This is a genomic window from Spongiibacter sp. C9W (assembly GCF_057370015.1).
Map to the genome: position 1 here is coordinate 416,182 of NZ_CM170672.1, position 15,073 is coordinate 431,254.

General features: G+C 53.6%; 15 protein-coding genes. 14 read left to right on the forward strand and 1 reads right to left on the reverse strand.

Annotated elements, in window-relative coordinates:
• Positions 1 to 558: 558 nt before the first annotated feature.
• The 3 genes from AC2Q8J_RS01985 (at position 559) to AC2Q8J_RS01995 (ending at position 2,463) form a co-directional block, all read left to right on the forward strand.
• Positions 559 to 1,248 carry a TetR/AcrR family transcriptional regulator gene (locus tag AC2Q8J_RS01985; RefSeq protein WP_372747162.1) on the forward strand — a complete coding sequence of 230 codons (690 nt, stop codon included), beginning with the start codon at positions 559 to 561 and terminating at the stop codon, positions 1,246 to 1,248.
• A gap of 5 nt (positions 1,249 to 1,253) precedes the next feature.
• Complete coding sequence (locus tag AC2Q8J_RS01990; RefSeq protein WP_372747161.1) at positions 1,254 to 1,880, forward strand: TetR/AcrR family transcriptional regulator; 627 nt, start codon at positions 1,254 to 1,256, stop codon at positions 1,878 to 1,880.
• 142 nt (positions 1,881 to 2,022) lie between these two features.
• Positions 2,023 to 2,463, forward strand: coding sequence for a MarR family winged helix-turn-helix transcriptional regulator (locus tag AC2Q8J_RS01995; protein ID WP_372747160.1), 441 nt, complete (start codon positions 2,023 to 2,025; stop codon positions 2,461 to 2,463).
• A gap of 30 nt (positions 2,464 to 2,493) precedes the next feature.
• Here AC2Q8J_RS01995 and AC2Q8J_RS02000 read toward each other — a convergent pair whose 3' ends face one another.
• A complete protein-coding gene (locus AC2Q8J_RS02000) occupies positions 2,494 to 3,702 on the reverse strand; it encodes a LysR family transcriptional regulator (protein WP_372747159.1) in 1,209 nt (402 codons plus the stop codon).
• A gap of 253 nt (positions 3,703 to 3,955) precedes the next feature.
• On the opposite strand from AC2Q8J_RS02000, the gene AC2Q8J_RS02005 reads away from it, so the two are divergent.
• From AC2Q8J_RS02005 to ligA, 11 genes are all read left to right on the forward strand, one after another.
• On the forward strand, positions 3,956 to 4,540 hold the full coding sequence (locus AC2Q8J_RS02005) for an RNA polymerase sigma factor (RefSeq protein WP_372747158.1): 585 nt from the start codon (positions 3,956 to 3,958) through the stop codon (positions 4,538 to 4,540).
• A complete protein-coding gene (locus AC2Q8J_RS02010; protein WP_372747157.1) occupies positions 4,537 to 5,652 on the forward strand; it encodes a FecR family protein in 1,116 nt (371 codons plus the stop codon). The genes AC2Q8J_RS02005 and AC2Q8J_RS02010 overlap by 4 nt, the downstream gene beginning before the upstream one ends.
• Before the next feature lie 198 nt (positions 5,653 to 5,850).
• Complete coding sequence (locus AC2Q8J_RS02015) at positions 5,851 to 6,294, forward strand: STN domain-containing protein (RefSeq protein ID WP_486451991.1); 444 nt, start codon at positions 5,851 to 5,853, stop codon at positions 6,292 to 6,294.
• 57 nt (positions 6,295 to 6,351) lie between these two features.
• Positions 6,352 to 8,331, forward strand: coding sequence for a TonB-dependent receptor (locus AC2Q8J_RS02020; protein ID WP_424145427.1), 1,980 nt, complete (start codon positions 6,352 to 6,354; stop codon positions 8,329 to 8,331).
• Positions 8,332 to 8,589: 258 nt separating this feature from the next.
• Positions 8,590 to 9,885, forward strand: coding sequence for an MFS transporter (locus AC2Q8J_RS02025; protein WP_486451992.1), 1,296 nt, complete (start codon positions 8,590 to 8,592; stop codon positions 9,883 to 9,885).
• 132 nt (positions 9,886 to 10,017) lie between these two features.
• Positions 10,018 to 10,707 carry a 4-carboxy-4-hydroxy-2-oxoadipate aldolase/oxaloacetate decarboxylase gene (locus AC2Q8J_RS02030; RefSeq protein WP_273009886.1) on the forward strand — a complete coding sequence of 230 codons (690 nt, stop codon included), beginning with the start codon at positions 10,018 to 10,020 and terminating at the stop codon, positions 10,705 to 10,707.
• A 2-nt stretch (positions 10,708 to 10,709) separates the two neighbouring features.
• The gene (locus AC2Q8J_RS02035; RefSeq protein ID WP_372747153.1) at positions 10,710 to 11,810 is read left to right on the forward strand and encodes a 4-oxalomesaconate tautomerase; all 1,101 of its coding nucleotides are present in this window, start codon (positions 10,710 to 10,712) and stop codon (positions 11,808 to 11,810) included.
• A complete protein-coding gene (locus AC2Q8J_RS02040) occupies positions 11,803 to 12,723 on the forward strand; it encodes an NAD(P)-dependent oxidoreductase (RefSeq protein WP_008250897.1) in 921 nt (306 codons plus the stop codon). The genes AC2Q8J_RS02035 and AC2Q8J_RS02040 overlap by 8 nt, the downstream gene beginning before the upstream one ends.
• A 4-nt stretch (positions 12,724 to 12,727) precedes the next feature.
• On the forward strand, positions 12,728 to 13,750 hold the full coding sequence (locus AC2Q8J_RS02045; RefSeq protein WP_008250899.1) for an amidohydrolase family protein: 1,023 nt from the start codon (positions 12,728 to 12,730) through the stop codon (positions 13,748 to 13,750).
• Positions 13,747 to 14,637 (forward strand): amidohydrolase family protein, encoded by an 891-nt coding sequence (locus AC2Q8J_RS02050; protein WP_008250900.1) that lies wholly within the window; start codon positions 13,747 to 13,749, stop codon positions 14,635 to 14,637. Before AC2Q8J_RS02045 ends, AC2Q8J_RS02050 begins: the two co-directional genes overlap by 4 nt.
• A gap of 26 nt (positions 14,638 to 14,663) precedes the next feature.
• Positions 14,664 to 15,041 carry a protocatechuate 4,5-dioxygenase subunit alpha gene (gene ligA, locus AC2Q8J_RS02055; RefSeq protein WP_008250901.1) on the forward strand — a complete coding sequence of 126 codons (378 nt, stop codon included), beginning with the start codon at positions 14,664 to 14,666 and terminating at the stop codon, positions 15,039 to 15,041.
• Positions 15,042 to 15,073: the final 32 nt, after the last annotated feature.

Consider the following 15,073-nt stretch of genomic DNA (forward strand, 5'->3'; position numbering starts at 1 on the left):
ATAGCAGGAAGGCCGGCCATCATGGCCATACCCACCTTCCTTAGTGTCCTCTCTCCCTGAGAGTGCCTCCCTGCAACGGGCACGTCCTGTGCCTGCTAACAAATATAGACCTACGGCTCAATTATGCAAACTCGAGTACTGTCAGCATACTAAGCGTCGACTAATCAACTGGGGATCACCGGGCGGTTACGATTGGCTGAGTCATGACCCTGGCGCTTATTTAGAGGGCGCACATATGAGAAGATTGTAGAACTGCGGGCTTTCAATGCCTTTCCCTTCCGGGTTTTTCGGTCCAGTTATGTCATCGGTTCATCATAGTTGGTCGCGGAAGCTCTCTTTTGATTGACAACTCGGCATCATTGCTATAAAACCTTTTCTGATCAATATGTTACCGCTCGTTAGCCGGGTTTTGATTGAGTCCTTGCTCCTTGCCATTTCATCTCAGCGTGGGGTACACTCGCTACTAGAGCCTGTTATATTGAGTGTGGTAGTGGGGCGCTACAACTCTGCTGCACTCGGTGGAATTAATACCAACCCGAGAGAATTTCCCTGCGCAAAATGGCTTCAAATTTAAAAAAAGGCTCACCTAAAACGCGACGTCGAACCCAAGAAGAGCGTCGTGCAGAAACATCCGCCAAACTTCTCAAGGCAACAATCGACCTCCTTCTAGAAAAGGGTTTCTCTAAGTTTCGTATTGCCGACGCCGCAGCGAAAGCCAAGGTATCGCGTGGAGGGCAAACTCACCACTTCGCCACAAAAAATGAGCTGATTGAAGCTGCCATCGAAAGGCTGTTTGAAAGCGAAATTGGACAGGCTGAAGTTGATGCAGCGAATACTGCTGATGGTGATCTCATAGATCATTCCGCACAGCACGCCAGGGACTTTTTTTCCAGCAAGCTCTACCGAGTTAGTCTCAATATGCTGATATCCGTTGGTAGGTCTGATCACTTGGTCGATGGTGTCCGTGATATTGCCGCTCGTAGTCGGGGGCCTATCGAAGAAGTGTGGGTGGATAGATTCATACGGTCTGGGGTGAGCAAGAAAAAAGCCGAAGAAATACTAGTGTTGCTATGGAGTGTGCAACGTGGCTTTGTGGTAGAGCACTTAATTGAGTCTAACGGTCGGGGCGGGCACGGTCGCGAATTGGATTTTACGGTTAGCCTCTTGAGCGATTACCTCCATGACGAACGAAATGACTTCACGGTATGCGAAGACAATAGTTCGAGCCCTGTGGGAATTGAAAATTGAATAGCATGAAATCGCTTGATGGAGCCTTAAAGCATAACCAAATGAGGCGTAGCGCTTCGACAAAAGATAAAATTCTAGATGCTACCTATGATATTTTACGGGACGTAGGGCATGCGGGTCTGAGGTCCGCTAATGTGTGTGATGTCTCAGGAGTCTCACGAGGCGGGCTGTTGCATCACTACCCCACCAAGGAAATATTAGTAGCGGCTGTCTATGCGCGTATTGTCACCCGACTAGAGGAAGCAAGTCGGCAGAAGATTGAAGAGGCAGATGAAGCGAATTTGTTATCTGCAATAGTCGAAGATGCCCAATCGAGGTTTTTAGCTGATTCTTACAAAGTGTTGTTGGATATTCTAATTGCCTCCGCGGACGAAAAACCGTTGGCCGATGTGCGGAAGGCGCTTGCTAAGGGTTTTCAGCCCCCTGTAGTCGAGGCGTGGGCGCAGCGGCTAGCTGGCACTGGGGTGGCCGTGGACGCTGCGGAGGAAATCACCTTATTCCTCTGGAATATGGTTAAAGGCCTTGCCGTTCGCGGGTTAGTCCAAAGGGAGGATGCTCTGAACGAAAAGGTTATCTCTCTAGGACTTGAGCTTGCTAACAAGCGGTACATTAATGCTAGAGAAAAATCCTGAGTAGTAGCCGTTGCCGGTAAGTAACTCTCACCATCGTACGGTTTCCATGTCTATAGCCACTTGCTCAATCATGTGGATTGTATAATTATTCGACTTTTTTGCAACGTGTGACATTAGGTATAAACGATATGGGAGAAATGCTTTGATATCGATTCCTCCCGAGACAAGTCTCGGGTATCAAGTAAGGATTACTCACCGTGCGTTTGATCGTTTGCTGTCGGCGCGCTTGGCTACTTGTGGACTAAAGTCTGGCTATTGGTACTATCTGCGTGTGCTTTGGCTGCAGGAGGGGTTGACCCAGAAGGAGTTGGGCGATGCCATCAATGTAAAGGAAAATACCACGGTGGCGATGATCCTTGGTATGGAAAAAGATGGCCTGGTGACACGAGAGCGTGATGAAATGGATCGTCGAAAAATGTGTATTTATCTGACCCCGAAGGCTCGTAAGCTTGAAAAAGAGCTGCTACCCATCGCGTTGGACATCAACCAGACTGCCACTAAAGGTATTTCAAAACGGGATCTTGATAAGTGTCTTGCCGTGTTGCGCAAGGTGAACGAAAACTTGCAGAACGTCGATTTTTAAAGGCCCAAATATCATTGCGCTTGTGAATTTCTATCCGCTATTTTTCAGTAGCTCAAGAAAACGGCGTTGTAGGCGGGTCGGTTTCCAGTGCTTTCTTAGCGTTATGCCAATATTGCGATGCGTTCCGGCCAACGGCTTAGGGCTGACTGCCAGTATTCCCATTTGCACTTCGAGCGCCACTTGCCGCGCCGGTAACAAAGCAACGCGATCGCTTTCTAGCAGCAGGCTCCTAATTGCCACCAGCGAACTACATTCAATAACGTGCTCGGGTGGAGCAAAACCCTGATCGGCAAAAAAACGGCTGAACGTTTCACGAGCGGGGGTATTGCGGCGTGGGGCGATCCAATCGAGAGCTCTCAGTTCCCCGGCATTGCGGGGGCGGCGGCTAGTGAGTGCATGGCCGGGGCGTACCACGATGTGAAGGGGGTCGCGGAACAGCAGTTTTTGTTCAATGTCTGGACTAGGTGTCGGTTCGCGAAGAGCGCCAACAATGACGTCCAATTGACCATGGAGCAGGCTGTACAGCTGCTCTTCATAAGGGCCATCGATAATGCTTACGCTGGCGGAGGGATACTCCCGCAGTAACTGGGTAACAGCGTGAGGTACCAGTTGCGCTCGCGCCAGGGGGAGGCTGCCGACCCGGACGCGTCCAGCCCTTAGTCCTTGTAGCTCGCCAACTTCTTCCCGTCCCTGTTCAATCTCTGCAAAAAACAGGCTTGCATAGCGGGCCATCTGTCGGGCCTGCCAGCTGGGTTCCACACCTGCCGGCGAGCGACGGAAAAGCGTCTGCTTACAGGCGGATTCGAGTTCCTTTACTGCACGGTGGACTGTGGGTTGTGTCAGCCTTAGTAAGCTGGCTGCCAAGGAGTAACTACCTTGCTCGACGACGCTGATCAAGGCTCTCAATTGTGTCGAGGTCAAGCGACGGTAAAGCGGTTGGGCGCCTCGACTAGCGCGTAATCCGGAAGCTTGGTCGATGGCCTCGAGCCAGTTTATCGCTCGCTCGGCCCGGTGCAGAAATACACTACCAGACTCCGTGGCGTACAAGCCCGTTGCGGAACGGGTAAAAAGCGTCACGCCAAGGTCGTGCTCAAGTTTTGCGAGCCCCTGAGTGATGGCGGACTGGGACAAATGTACCTGCTCGGTGGCGCGGCTGATGCTGCCCAGGCGCCACACAGCCAGCGCGGCGTTAAGGTGGCGTAGGTTGGGCAAAGGGGTGGGGGAGCCTGTTTGAGCCATACTTGCATTATCGCCAAATAGGTCGCTCATTATAGAAAAAACTTATATCCAGGTACAGCTTTCGATCATCCCCGAGCCAAAGGCTTGCTTCATAATGAGTTTAAAAAATCATTAAGGCAAGAGGAGAAGCGATGAATATTTTCGTAATCGACATCGCATGAGTTCCGGCGGCCTGACGGATTCTTAGGATACCGGTATTTGGCTATCTGGCAGTCACTTCTTTGATGGTCTGGGATTTTCGAGAATTTACTCTATGATCAAAATAACAGGTTTAAAAACGCCTCATAAATCTCCGGTTACCCGCGCCTATAGAATACATTCGGGAGCATTGAGGCGCTTTGTTTCGCGTATTTTAGGTGGCCACCAGGATGTAGACGATATTTTGCAGGAAGCGTTTTATCGGGCTTATGCGGCGGAAAAGGGTAAACCGATAGCGCAGCCCAAGCCCTATCTTTTTCGCACCGCAAAGCATCTTGCCCTAAACCATTTAAAAAGGGAATCAATCCGGCCAACCGATTATCTGGGTGAAGAAGGGGGTATTGAAAGCCTGGGAAATAGTCACACATTGGAAGATGAAGTCATGGCGCAGCAGAGGATTGAAGTTCACTGCGCGGCAGTTGCCACCCTGCCAGCCCAGTGCCGCAAAATCTATTTGATGTGCAAGGTCTATGGTCTAAGCTATAAGGAGATAGCCCAAGAGCTAGAAATAACAGTTAGTACTGTTGAAAGCCATCTCGAGAAAGCTTTTTCCCGCTGTCAACGCTATGTTGAAATGCACTTGGAGAATGAACATAAAGCTCGAAGTAGCGAGCCAGCTATTCCGGGAAAAGGTGTATGAGAAAAGTCACTCCTATTAATTCCCGCGACGCCATTCGGGCCGAGGCCCGGCATTGGGTTATCATATTTAACAAAGAGGCAGGCCCTTCACAGGAAGATATAGAACGCTTGCGTTCATGGGCAAGTCAAAGTGCCGCGCATCGGGAAGAGCTGGAGAAGGCGACAAAATTTTGGTCCGATGCGAATAGCTTGTCGATTCTGGCCGTCTCCGTAACGACGCGCTCTCGGAGTAAGCCCTTTTTTCGAAAATATCTCTCATACCTATTGAAAACGCCGGTTCAATATCGCTTTTCTGCTACGGTGTTCATTCTCCTGGCGGGACTAATAGTGGCCTTGTGGCCGTGGCTAATCTCGCCCAAACAGGTAAACGACAACGGCATATACAACACCCTGGTTGGTGAGCAAAAAACAGTGGTGTTGTCCGATAATACCATAATACGTATGGATACCGACACCAAGCTCAGAGTGAGGTATACCGATAGGGAGAGACGAATTGACCTGGTTGATGGTCAAGCTCATTTCGACGTCGCAAAAAACAAACAAAGGCCGTTTGATGTATATACCACTTACGGACTGGTGCGCGCTGTAGGCACGGCCTTTTCAGTCTCATTACTCAGTCGCCAGGATATAAAAGTGATTGTCGACGAGGGCAAGGTGGAGCTCGCTAAGCTCAGTCCTGTGCCCCCAACGGTCGAGAAAGCGGCTAATGAAAATATAAAGTCTGATGCTATAACGGTTAGTCCCGCCGTGCCGGTGCAAGCGGCTACCTTTGTGTCGTTAGAAAAGGGGCAGGCCGCGTCTTTTGATTCCCAGGTATACACTGTCAGGGACCTGCCAGAGGAGGAATTAACCCGTCAGCTTGCCTGGAGCCAGGGGCTATTGGTTTTCGACAATGAACCTCTAAAAGACGTCATTGCTGAGGTGGGGCGTTATACGGATGTTAGGATAGAAATCATAGACTCGGCCCTGGCTGACCTGGAGGTGGGGGGGCGCTTCAGGGTTGGCAGGCTGGATGCGTTGCTTGAGGCTCTCGTCGTGGGGTTCGGTGTCGAGGTACGGCGCGTTAACGAAAAGCATATTCACCTCAGTTCAAGGTCCCACGGCATTGAATAAAACGTAGACTGGCTTGCCGGTTTCCTGGTTGGTGGCTGATACATGTGACTGGGGTAATGGAGTGTTTACAGTAAGCCCGTTTTTAAAGCCCTAAAATGTTGATACGCAGTAGGGGGAATGCGGTTTCTCGTTGTTATAGCTAGTACAGAGCTACCGTAAACCAGCTATTGATTGTTTCTTATTGTTGGTCGATGTGCATTGAAAAAAATAGTAAAAGCACTGTTGCTCGGATTAAATCTGCTGGCCCTGACCGCATTGAGTCTCTCCTCTCATGCGAGCGAAACAGGGAGTTATCAGCTGGACTTGCCAGCGCAAAGCTGTGCCGAGTCGTTAACCAGATTGTCTGAGATAGCGGATGTGATGCTGCTTTTTCCCGCAAAAATCGCCGAAAACATCAGGGCAAACCCGGTAAAAGGGCGTTACACACTAGTTGAAGCGCTCGACATCATGCTCGATGGCACAGGCTTGGTCGGTAGCTTTTCTGATAAAAACGTTTTGATGATCTCAGTAGATGAGTCAAAAGCAGTGAATAAGGAAAAGGCTATGAATACCAAGAAAAGTTTGCTATCCGCTATTGTCGGGGTTTTAGTTGGCAGTGGTCATCATGTTGCTGCGCAAGATACAGAGGAAGGGTCAAGTTAAGATTCAAGAGTGCTGGAGGAGGTGGTTGTCACGGCCAGGAAACGGGCTGAAAGCGCTATGTCGATTCCAGAGTCGATCTCTGCATTTAGCAGTTCGCGCTTGGAGAGAAACGGTATTGATGGTTTGACTGATGTTGGCAATCTGGTGCCGAACATGTTCATGAGTGTCCGGGCGGATGGCTTTCCCAATGTTTCGATTCGCGGGCTAGGTGCCTTCGGCAACACTCAGGGCGTTGGATTCTATGTCGACGATGTTCAGGTCTTTTCGGGTATTAGTTCACGGGTAGGTGATATTGATCGTATAGAAGTCCTAAAAGGGCCTCAGGGCATTCTATACGGCGGCTCAAATATTGGGGGCGCGGTAAAGTTTGTCAGTAAGCGTCCGGTTCCCGAAGAGATTCATGGGCGTGCCAAGACTAAAATCGGCACCGATGATTATTATGATGCTGAATTCGCCCTCAATGCCCCAATTGCCGGCAGTTGGGCTGCTCGTATCTTCGGTTATACCTTGGCTGACGATTCTTTCCTGACTAATCCGGGTACCCCCGGTACCAATACCGATCCTGATGCTGGCAAGCGAAGCGATATGGGTGGGCGTATTGCCATCGCTGGCAATGTGACAGACCGCCTGTCTTTGTATGCAAATCTGCGTTACAGCCATCTCGATGCACCAAACAACTTCTGGGTCAGGGAATTGGATCCAGATTTTGATTACCCATTGACGCTGGACGCGACAAGGAACCCCCGCCATAAAAAGGACAGCCTGTTTGGCACACTGGAATTAACCTACGACCTGGACGCGTTCACGGTGACCTCCTTGTCGTCCTATTTTGACGCGGATTCCGCGCGTACTGTTGATCTCGACCTGTCTCCCGCGTTCATTCTCGGCAGTGAGAGTCTGCACAATTACGAAACCATAACCCAAGAAGTTAGGCTAACCTCTACCGACGATTCACCGTTTCAGTGGTTGGCTGGCGTGTATTATATGGAGCATGAGCGGGATGAACTGTCGAACCTTATCATGCCCCCCGATACCGCTAGCCCTTTTCGCAATTACGATCAGGGGAGTGAGCAGCAGGCGGCCTTTGTCAACCTGACATACCGGTTCGATGCCATTGAGGTGGCCGGTGGTGCGCGGGTCAACCGCTGGGAAAGCTCAAGAACCAACCTGGATACCGGGCTGTCGGGGGAGCAGTCGGAAACAGACCTGTTGTTTCGCGGATCGTTATCGTGGTACTTCGATGAAGACAGTTCGCTTATCTACGGTGTTGTTGCCCAGGGTCTTGAGCCAGGTGGTTTTAACCTTACCAATTTCACCGGTTCCGGATCGCTATTCGGGTTTGGCCCGGAGGAAGCCACCAGCTATGAAATAGGCTACAAGGCACAACTCCTGAATGACAGCATGCAATTCACCCTTGCCGGCTTTTATATCGATTATGACGACAGGCAATTCGAACTCACCGTCGCCGATCCCAATGAGCAAGGCGTTGTTGAAGGAATTATAAACGCCGGTGATTCAACGCAGTGGGGGGTTGAAGGCGAATTGCAGTGGCAGTTTAGTAGAGCTTGGTCGGTCTCTGGCGGCGTTGGGTATCTAGACGCGTCGTGGGATGATGGCCTGGTCTCGCCGGTGAACAATACTGACCTGTCGGGGGAGAGACCGCCGCAGACTCCGGAGTGGAGTGGCACTGCCTCGCTCGATTACAGTAATCAGCTCAATGCCGACATGCGAGTTTTCGGTAGGCTGCAGTTACAATACAAAGCTGAAGTAAGTACCAACGCGCAGTTTATCGACGAGCCGGGTGATGACTTTTCGTTATGGGAAAACCCTTCCTATACCGTTGTAGACTTCAGTCTGGGCGCAAGGTGGAAATCATGGGAGTTCGTATTCTTAGTGGAAAACCTGCTCGATGAGGACTATTACGTTGATAGCGGGGAGTTTCCTAATTTCGATCCCACTATTTCCCAAGGTTCTGTGATTGCGGCGACACCGGAGCAGGTGCGACGCTATAGTTTATCCATGGAGTTCAGTTTCTAACGGGTTGTCTCAACATATAGTCTTGCTGAGATGTCCTCGGAAATACAGAGGATTACCTCTGCTGTATTTCTTCTAGTCCTTTTGGGTCTGTTTTAACTGAAAATGGAAAATACATGAAACTACCTAGTCAAAAATAGGTAGTATGATCTGTTTTTTTATAATATTGCATGTCTGCAAACGTGAATAAGCTGCTCCAAGACAAAGTTGTGCAGAGTCGCGCTGGAGGAAAGTCCTTGATGAACCCGAATAACAACAATAATGCTGCTGATGTTCAGCCAGCTTCCGGTATACAAGCGTGGGGGGGTGGTTGGGTTGGCGGCTGGCGCACAGGCGGTCAGCAATATCGACCAGGCTGTGGTCGGTCTCGCCGCCGAGCCGATTATGGAGGAGCTGTCGCTCACCACCGCGCAGTATGGTTTTGTCGCTGGTAGCCTCTACACACTCTATTCTGTGGGGGGGATCGCTGTCGGCTTGCTGGCTGCGCCGCGCTTTAGCCCGCGTTCGATTTTGATTGTGATGCTTCTGCTCTGGTCGCTCTCTCAGTTGCCGATAGTTCTTGCGGCCTCGTTTACTGTCCTCGTTGCCTGTCGAGTGGTGCTTGGCGCCGCCGGGGGGGCGGGTACCGCGACCAGTATGAATATTTGCCATGAATGGTTTCCGGACAATCGCCGGTCAGTGCCCAGTTCCCTGCTGATGGTGGGCGGGCCAATCGGCACCATGGTAGCGGCGCCCGCGCTTACTTATATCATTATTTATTACGGCTGGCGCAGCGCCTTTCTGACATGTGCTGTGTTGGGGCTGGTCGTTATGTTCGGTTTTCTTCTGGTTCGGAGAAATGGACCCTATGCGGCTGAACCGGTGCCAGATCAAAAGGTGCACGAGGCGCCGGGGGAGTTTCGCCGCCTAGTGCTTGACCCTACCATTATCGGCAACGCCCTAGTTGGGTTATGTGCCTATTGGGTGATCGGTTTCATGATGGCGTGGCTGGCGCCCTATGTTCGGGATCAGGGGGGGCTCTCGGCAATGTCCAGCGGCTGGGCTCTCTCTTTTATCTTTCTTGCCCAGAGTATCATTGTGGTAGCCGTTGCCGCACTGTCGCAACGGTTACTTAATGCAGGGTACAGCTCGCGGGTCGGACGTAGCTATGTGATGGTGGCCTGCCTGCTTGGCAGTGCAGCTTGTTTCATCGCAATGGCGTTGGTTACCAACGGCGCTGCGCGGCTTGTTCTTGTCACGCTTGCTACGTCGTTGGCGGGCTCTATTTTTGCCTTGAGCTCGGCGATGATTACCGAGGTTGTACCTGGTGCAGAACGCTATCGCCTGATGACGATTACTTTTGCTTTGGTAACGCTCTCTGCACTGGTCTCCCCCGGCCTTGCCGGTGCTTCCATTGAGCTGGGCGCAACCCACGGCTGGCGTTTCGCGCTGCTGCAAATCGCGGCGGTGGGTGTGATAGGGGGGCTTATTGGTCTTCGGACCTTGCACCCGGCCGCGACTATTGCCCGCTTTAGTTCGGGGAGTGCGGCAGCGGTGGATGCCAAAGACTCGTCTTGAGGGCGGGGTTAGGGTGCGGGATTAAAATAAGATATAGAAAAATCTTATACCCCGGCGTGGCTTTCGAACATCCCTGAAGCGGTGGCTTGCTCCATAATGACGATTGATATCGTTAAGTCAGGAGAAGCTGCAATGCCAGTTTGTGTAACCGATATTACACGTGTTTCGGCAGCGGTGCTGGAACAGTATCAGGGTGCTGAAGTGGCCACGGTTCACGAAGCGCAGGGCCGCAAGGGCTTGATGGCTTCGTATATGCGCCCTATTTACCGCCCCGCAAATATTGTCGGCAATGCCGTAACCTGTGAGGTGGCGCCGGGTGATAACTGGATGCTGCATGTGGCAGTAGAGCAGTGCCAGCCGGGCGATGTTCTGGTAGTGGCGCCGACCAGCCCTTGTGAAGATGGCTATTTTGGCGACCTGCTGGCTACCTCGCTGATGGCCAGAGGTGTAGTTGGCTTGATAATTGATGCCGGTGTGCGCGATGTGGCCACACTGACTGAAATGGATTTCCCTGTCTGGTCCAAAGCCATTTTTGCTCAGGGCGCGGTCAAGGAAACCGTTGGCAATGTCAATGTTCCTGTGGTTTGTGCCGGTGCGCTGGTTAACCCTGGTGACTTAATTGTTGCGGATGACGATGGGGTTGTGGTTGTGCGCCGCGAAGAGGTGGAGGCCGTACATGCCAAGGCGCAGCAGCGTATAGCCAATGAAGATGTCAAGCGTGAGCGCTTGGCCGCTGGTGAGCTGGGACTGGATATCTACAATATGCGCGAACGTCTGGCGGAAAAGGGCCTGCGTTACGTGAAGTCGCTGGACGAAGCCTAATCATGCAGAAGGCGATTCCCTGTCAGGTTATGCGTGGCGGCACTTCCAAGGGGCTGTACTTTCTGGCTAGTGATCTGCCCACTGAGGCTGAAGCCCGTAACCGCTTGTTGCTGGCGGCAATGGGCTCTCCGGATGCCCGCCAGATTGATGGTATGGGTGGGGCGCACCCGCTCACCAGTAAGGTAGCGGTGATCTCGCCATCGTCGCTGCCCAGTGTGGATGTGGATTACCTGTTCTTGCAGGTAGTGGTGGATAAAGCCGAGGTTAGTGACGCTCAGAATTGCGGCAACATTCTGGCCGGTGTTGGGCCCTTTGCCATTGAGAATGGTTTGGTTGCCGCTGAGGACGGCCATACTGATGTCAGAATCCATATGGTTAATACCGGCGCCCGCGCGACGGCTCGGGTGGAAACCCCCGGCGGTAGCGTGAATTATGTTGGGCAGGCTCGTATCGATGGGGTGCCGGGCACGGCGGCGCCGATCCCGATCGATTTTCTCGATATTGCCGGCTCCAGTTGTGGTGCCTTGTTGCCTACAGGCAACACCCTCGATGTGATTGATGGCGTAGAAGTGAGCTGCATCGATAACGGCATGCCGGTGGTCTTACTGCGGGCGGCAGACTTTGGCCTGAGCGGGTTGGAGTCTCCGGCGGAGCTGGAAGCCAATGCCGAGTTGAAAGCGCGCATCGAATCCATCCGTCTGGCGGCGGGCAAACTGATGAATCTGGGTGACGTGACCAGCAAAACCGTGCCCAAGATGAGTCTGATCTCTGCGCCGCTGGCCGGCGGTTCGATCAATACCCGCACGTTTATCCCTCACCGGGTTCACGAAGCCATTGGTGTGCTGGGTTCGGTCAGTGTGGCCTCCGGCTGCATGTTGCCGGGTTCGGTCGCGCAGTCCGTGGCAGCGGTGCCTGCGGCCGATGGCGTATGTCAGCTGGAGGTGGAGCACCCGACCGGGTTTTTCACTGTAGAGATGGAAGTGGCCGGTAGCGATAGCCTCGATAGCTTTACCGTTAAGCGCGCGGCCCTGTTGCGCACGGCGCGGCTGCTGATGCGCGGTGAGGTGATGGTGCCCGCCGAGTTGGAGAGCGAGCATGGCTGACCTTGAGCTGGCTAAAGTGAAGCGCATCGCGCTGATTGGTTTAGGCGAAGTGGGCCTGGCCGTGGCCGAGGACCTGCTGGCGAAAACCGAACTGGACTTGCAACTGTGGGACGCGCAGTTTGGCACGACCGGCAGTGCGGCAGAAGCGCACTGGGCGTCGTTGGCATCCTCTGACCGGGTGAGTCGGGCTGCGGATGCGGCAAGTGCTGCCAAAGACTGCCAGCTGGTGCTGTCGATGGTGACCGCCGAGCAGGCGGTGCCCGCCGCGGAGTCGGTGTTGGCGGGACTAGCTGCCGAGGCTTGGTTTGTCGACCTTAACTCCATCTCGCCGGCAGCCAAAAAGCAACTGTCAGAAATGGTGACGGCCGCAGGCGGACGCTTTGTCGAGGCCTCGGTGATGTCGCCGATTCACCCCAAGCGCACCGACGCGCCGATCTTGTTGGGTGGCCCCCACGCGGCGGCCTTCGAAGCTATTGGAGAGCAGCTGGGCTTTAGCGACATGCGTGCCACTTCGGCGGAGCTGGGCATCGCGGCGGCTACAAAAATGTGTCGCAGTGTGATTATTAAAGGCATGGAGGCACTGGTAACCGAGTCCTTACTGGCCGCGCGGCACTACGGTGTTGATGAGGTGGTGCTGGCCTCGCTGAATAACCTGTTCCCCCGCCCCGACTGGCCGGAACATGCCCACTACCTGATTACCCGCTCACTACTGCACGGAGAGCGGCGCGCGGCAGAAATGCGTGAAGTGGCCAAGACCGTCAACGAAGCGGGTTTGTCACCGTGGATGAGCGCGGCCTGTGCCGAGCGCCAGGACTGGGCGGCAAAATTCAAAGCCCAGCTGAGTGAAACAGAATTGAACCCTTTGCTGGACGCGATCAACGCCCAAATTAGTACTATGAATGGAGAAGCCTAGAATTATGAAAATTATCGATTGCCACGGGCACTACACTACTGCTCCAGAACCCCATCAATTGTTCCGTGAGGCACAGCTGGAAGCCTTTAAAAAAGGCGAAGCGCTGCCTGAAGTGCCGCAAATCAGCGATGACCAGATTCGTGAGAGCATCGAGCAGAACCAGATGCGCCTGCTGAAAGAGCGTGGCGCCGACATGACCATCTTCTCGCCACGCGCCTCCACCATGGCTCACCATGTTGGCGACGAGGCGGTGTCCAAGCAATGGACCAGCGCCTGTAACGATCTGATTAAGCGAGTAGTCGATCTCTACCCCGAAACCTTTATTGGCGTGTGCCAGTTGCCTCAGTCGCCCGGTGTGCCGATTGCCAACTCCATTGCCGAGCTGGAGCGCTGCGTCAACGAGCTGGGTTTTGTCGGCTGTAACCTGAACCCCGACCCTTCCGGTGGTCACTGGACTTCCGCGCCGCTGACCGATAAAAGCTGGTACCCGTTCTATGAAAAAATGGTTGAGCTGGATGTGCCGGCGATGGTGCACGTGTCCGGTTCCTGCAACCACAACTTCCACGCTACCGGTGCCCACTACATCAACGCCGACACCACCGCGTTTATGCAGTTTCTGCAGGGCGATCTGTTCAAGGATTTCCCTGAGCTGCGCTTTATTATTCCCCACGGCGGCGGCGCGGTGCCCTACCACTGGGGTCGCTACCGTGGTCTGGCCGACATGCTCAAGCAGCCGCCGTTGGACGAGCACGTGATGAAGAATGTGTTCTTCGATACCTGTGTTTACCACCAGCCCGGTATCGACCTGCTGTTCAAGGTGATCGACATCGACAATATTCTGTTTGGCTCGGAAATGGTCGGTGCGGTGCGCGGTATCGACCCGCAAACCGGACAGTATTTCGACGACACCAAACGTTATCTGGATGCGTTGCCGCTTTCCGACGAAGACCGCTACAAGGTCTTTGAAGGCAATGCCCGCCGGGTGTATCCACGACTGGATGCCTCATTGAAGGAGCGAGGAGAATGAGCCAGTTCACCCCCGACGCCGACTGGCTGCACTGGCACCAGTCGCCCAGCAAACCGAGCTACGTGCCACCTGCTGGCGCGGTAGATGCCCACTGCCATGTGTTTGGCCCCGGGGATTTATTCCCCTTTGCGCCGGAGCGCAAGTACACCCCCTGTGACGCCTCCAAAGATCAGTTGTGGGCGTTGCGGGATTATCTCGGCTTTTCCCGTAATGTCATTGTTCAGGCAACCTGCCACGGCGCAGATAACCGCGCGCTGGTTGATGCCTTGAACCACTCCAATGGTTTGGCTCGCGGCGTGGCCACGGTCAAGGCCAGTGTCACCGACAAGGAACTAGCAGCGCTGCACGCCGCCGGCGTGCGCGGTGTGCGCTTTAACTTTGTGAAGCGTCTGGTGGATGCGCTGCCCTTTGACAGCCTGAGCAGTATTGCCGAGCGTATCAAGCCGCTGGGCTGGCACATCGTGATTTATTTCGAGGCGCAGGAACTGCCCGAGCTGTATGACTTTTTTACGGCGCTGCCCACCACTGTGGTGGTGGACCACATGGGTCGCCCCGATGTCAGCAAGCCGGTTGACGGGCCCGAGTTTGAGTTGTTCGTCAAGCTGCTGCGTGAGAACGAGAATTTCTGGTCGAAGGTGACCTGCCCCGAGCGTTTGTCGCTGAGTGGCGCACCGACCTATGACGACTTTGTGCCCTTTGGCCGCCGCATTGTAGAGCTGTTTCCCGACCGCGTATTGTGGGGCACAGACTGGCCGCATCCGAATATGAAAAGCCATATGCCCGACGACGGCCATCTGGTTGATATGATTCCCCGCATTGCACCCACCGCCGAGTTGCAGCAAAAACTGCTGGTGGCTAACCCGATGCGGCTCTACTGGTCGGATTAAGCGGCTGGAATAACAGGAGGCTATTTATGGCACTAGACAAACCCTATCAGGATATTCCCGGTACCACGATTTTTGACGCCGATATGGCACGCCAGGGTTTCCACCTCAATCAGTTCTGTATGTCGCTGATGAAGGCGGAAAACCGCGAGCGCTTCAAGGCGGATCAGCGCGCTTACCTAGATGAGTGGCCGATGACCGAAGACCAAAAGCTGGCGGTACTTGCGCGGGACTACAACCGCATGATGTCACTGGGCGGCAATATTTATTTTCTGGCCAAGATTTTTTCGTCGGATGGACTGAGCTTCCAGCACGCAGCGGCGACTATGACCGGCATGAGTCAGCCTGAATACGCGCAGATGATGCTGGATGGGGGTCGTTCTCCAGAAGGCAATATGTACAAGTAACGCTCTACACTTAATACGCTCCGGTTGGGGCG

Excerpts from the sequence above, each read along its gene's own strand:
- AC2Q8J_RS02050 (WP_008250900.1), top strand. The coding sequence starts at position 13,747 with ATGAGCCAGTTCACCCCCGACGCCGACTGGCTGCACTGGCACCAGTCG.
- AC2Q8J_RS02020 (WP_424145427.1), top strand. The coding sequence starts at position 6,352 with ATGTCGATTCCAGAGTCGATCTCTGCATTTAGCAGTTCGCGCTTGGAG.
- AC2Q8J_RS02035 (WP_372747153.1), top strand. The coding sequence starts at position 10,710 with ATGCAGAAGGCGATTCCCTGTCAGGTTATGCGTGGCGGCACTTCCAAG.
- AC2Q8J_RS02025 (WP_486451992.1), top strand. The coding sequence starts at position 8,590 with ATGCTGCTGATGTTCAGCCAGCTTCCGGTATACAAGCGTGGGGGGGTG.
- AC2Q8J_RS02045 (WP_008250899.1), top strand. The coding sequence starts at position 12,728 with ATGAAAATTATCGATTGCCACGGGCACTACACTACTGCTCCAGAACCC.
- ligA (WP_008250901.1), top strand. The coding sequence starts at position 14,664 with ATGGCACTAGACAAACCCTATCAGGATATTCCCGGTACCACGATTTTT.
- AC2Q8J_RS02005 (WP_372747158.1), top strand. The coding sequence starts at position 3,956 with ATGATCAAAATAACAGGTTTAAAAACGCCTCATAAATCTCCGGTTACC.
- AC2Q8J_RS02000 (WP_372747159.1), bottom strand. The coding sequence starts at position 3,702 with ATGGCTCAAACAGGCTCCCCCACCCCTTTGCCCAACCTACGCCACCTT.
- AC2Q8J_RS01985 (WP_372747162.1), top strand. The coding sequence starts at position 559 with ATGGCTTCAAATTTAAAAAAAGGCTCACCTAAAACGCGACGTCGAACC.
- AC2Q8J_RS02030 (WP_273009886.1), top strand. The coding sequence starts at position 10,018 with ATGCCAGTTTGTGTAACCGATATTACACGTGTTTCGGCAGCGGTGCTG.
- AC2Q8J_RS01990 (WP_372747161.1), top strand. The coding sequence starts at position 1,254 with ATGAAATCGCTTGATGGAGCCTTAAAGCATAACCAAATGAGGCGTAGC.
- AC2Q8J_RS02010 (WP_372747157.1), top strand. The coding sequence starts at position 4,537 with ATGAGAAAAGTCACTCCTATTAATTCCCGCGACGCCATTCGGGCCGAG.
- AC2Q8J_RS02040 (WP_008250897.1), top strand. The coding sequence starts at position 11,803 with ATGGCTGACCTTGAGCTGGCTAAAGTGAAGCGCATCGCGCTGATTGGT.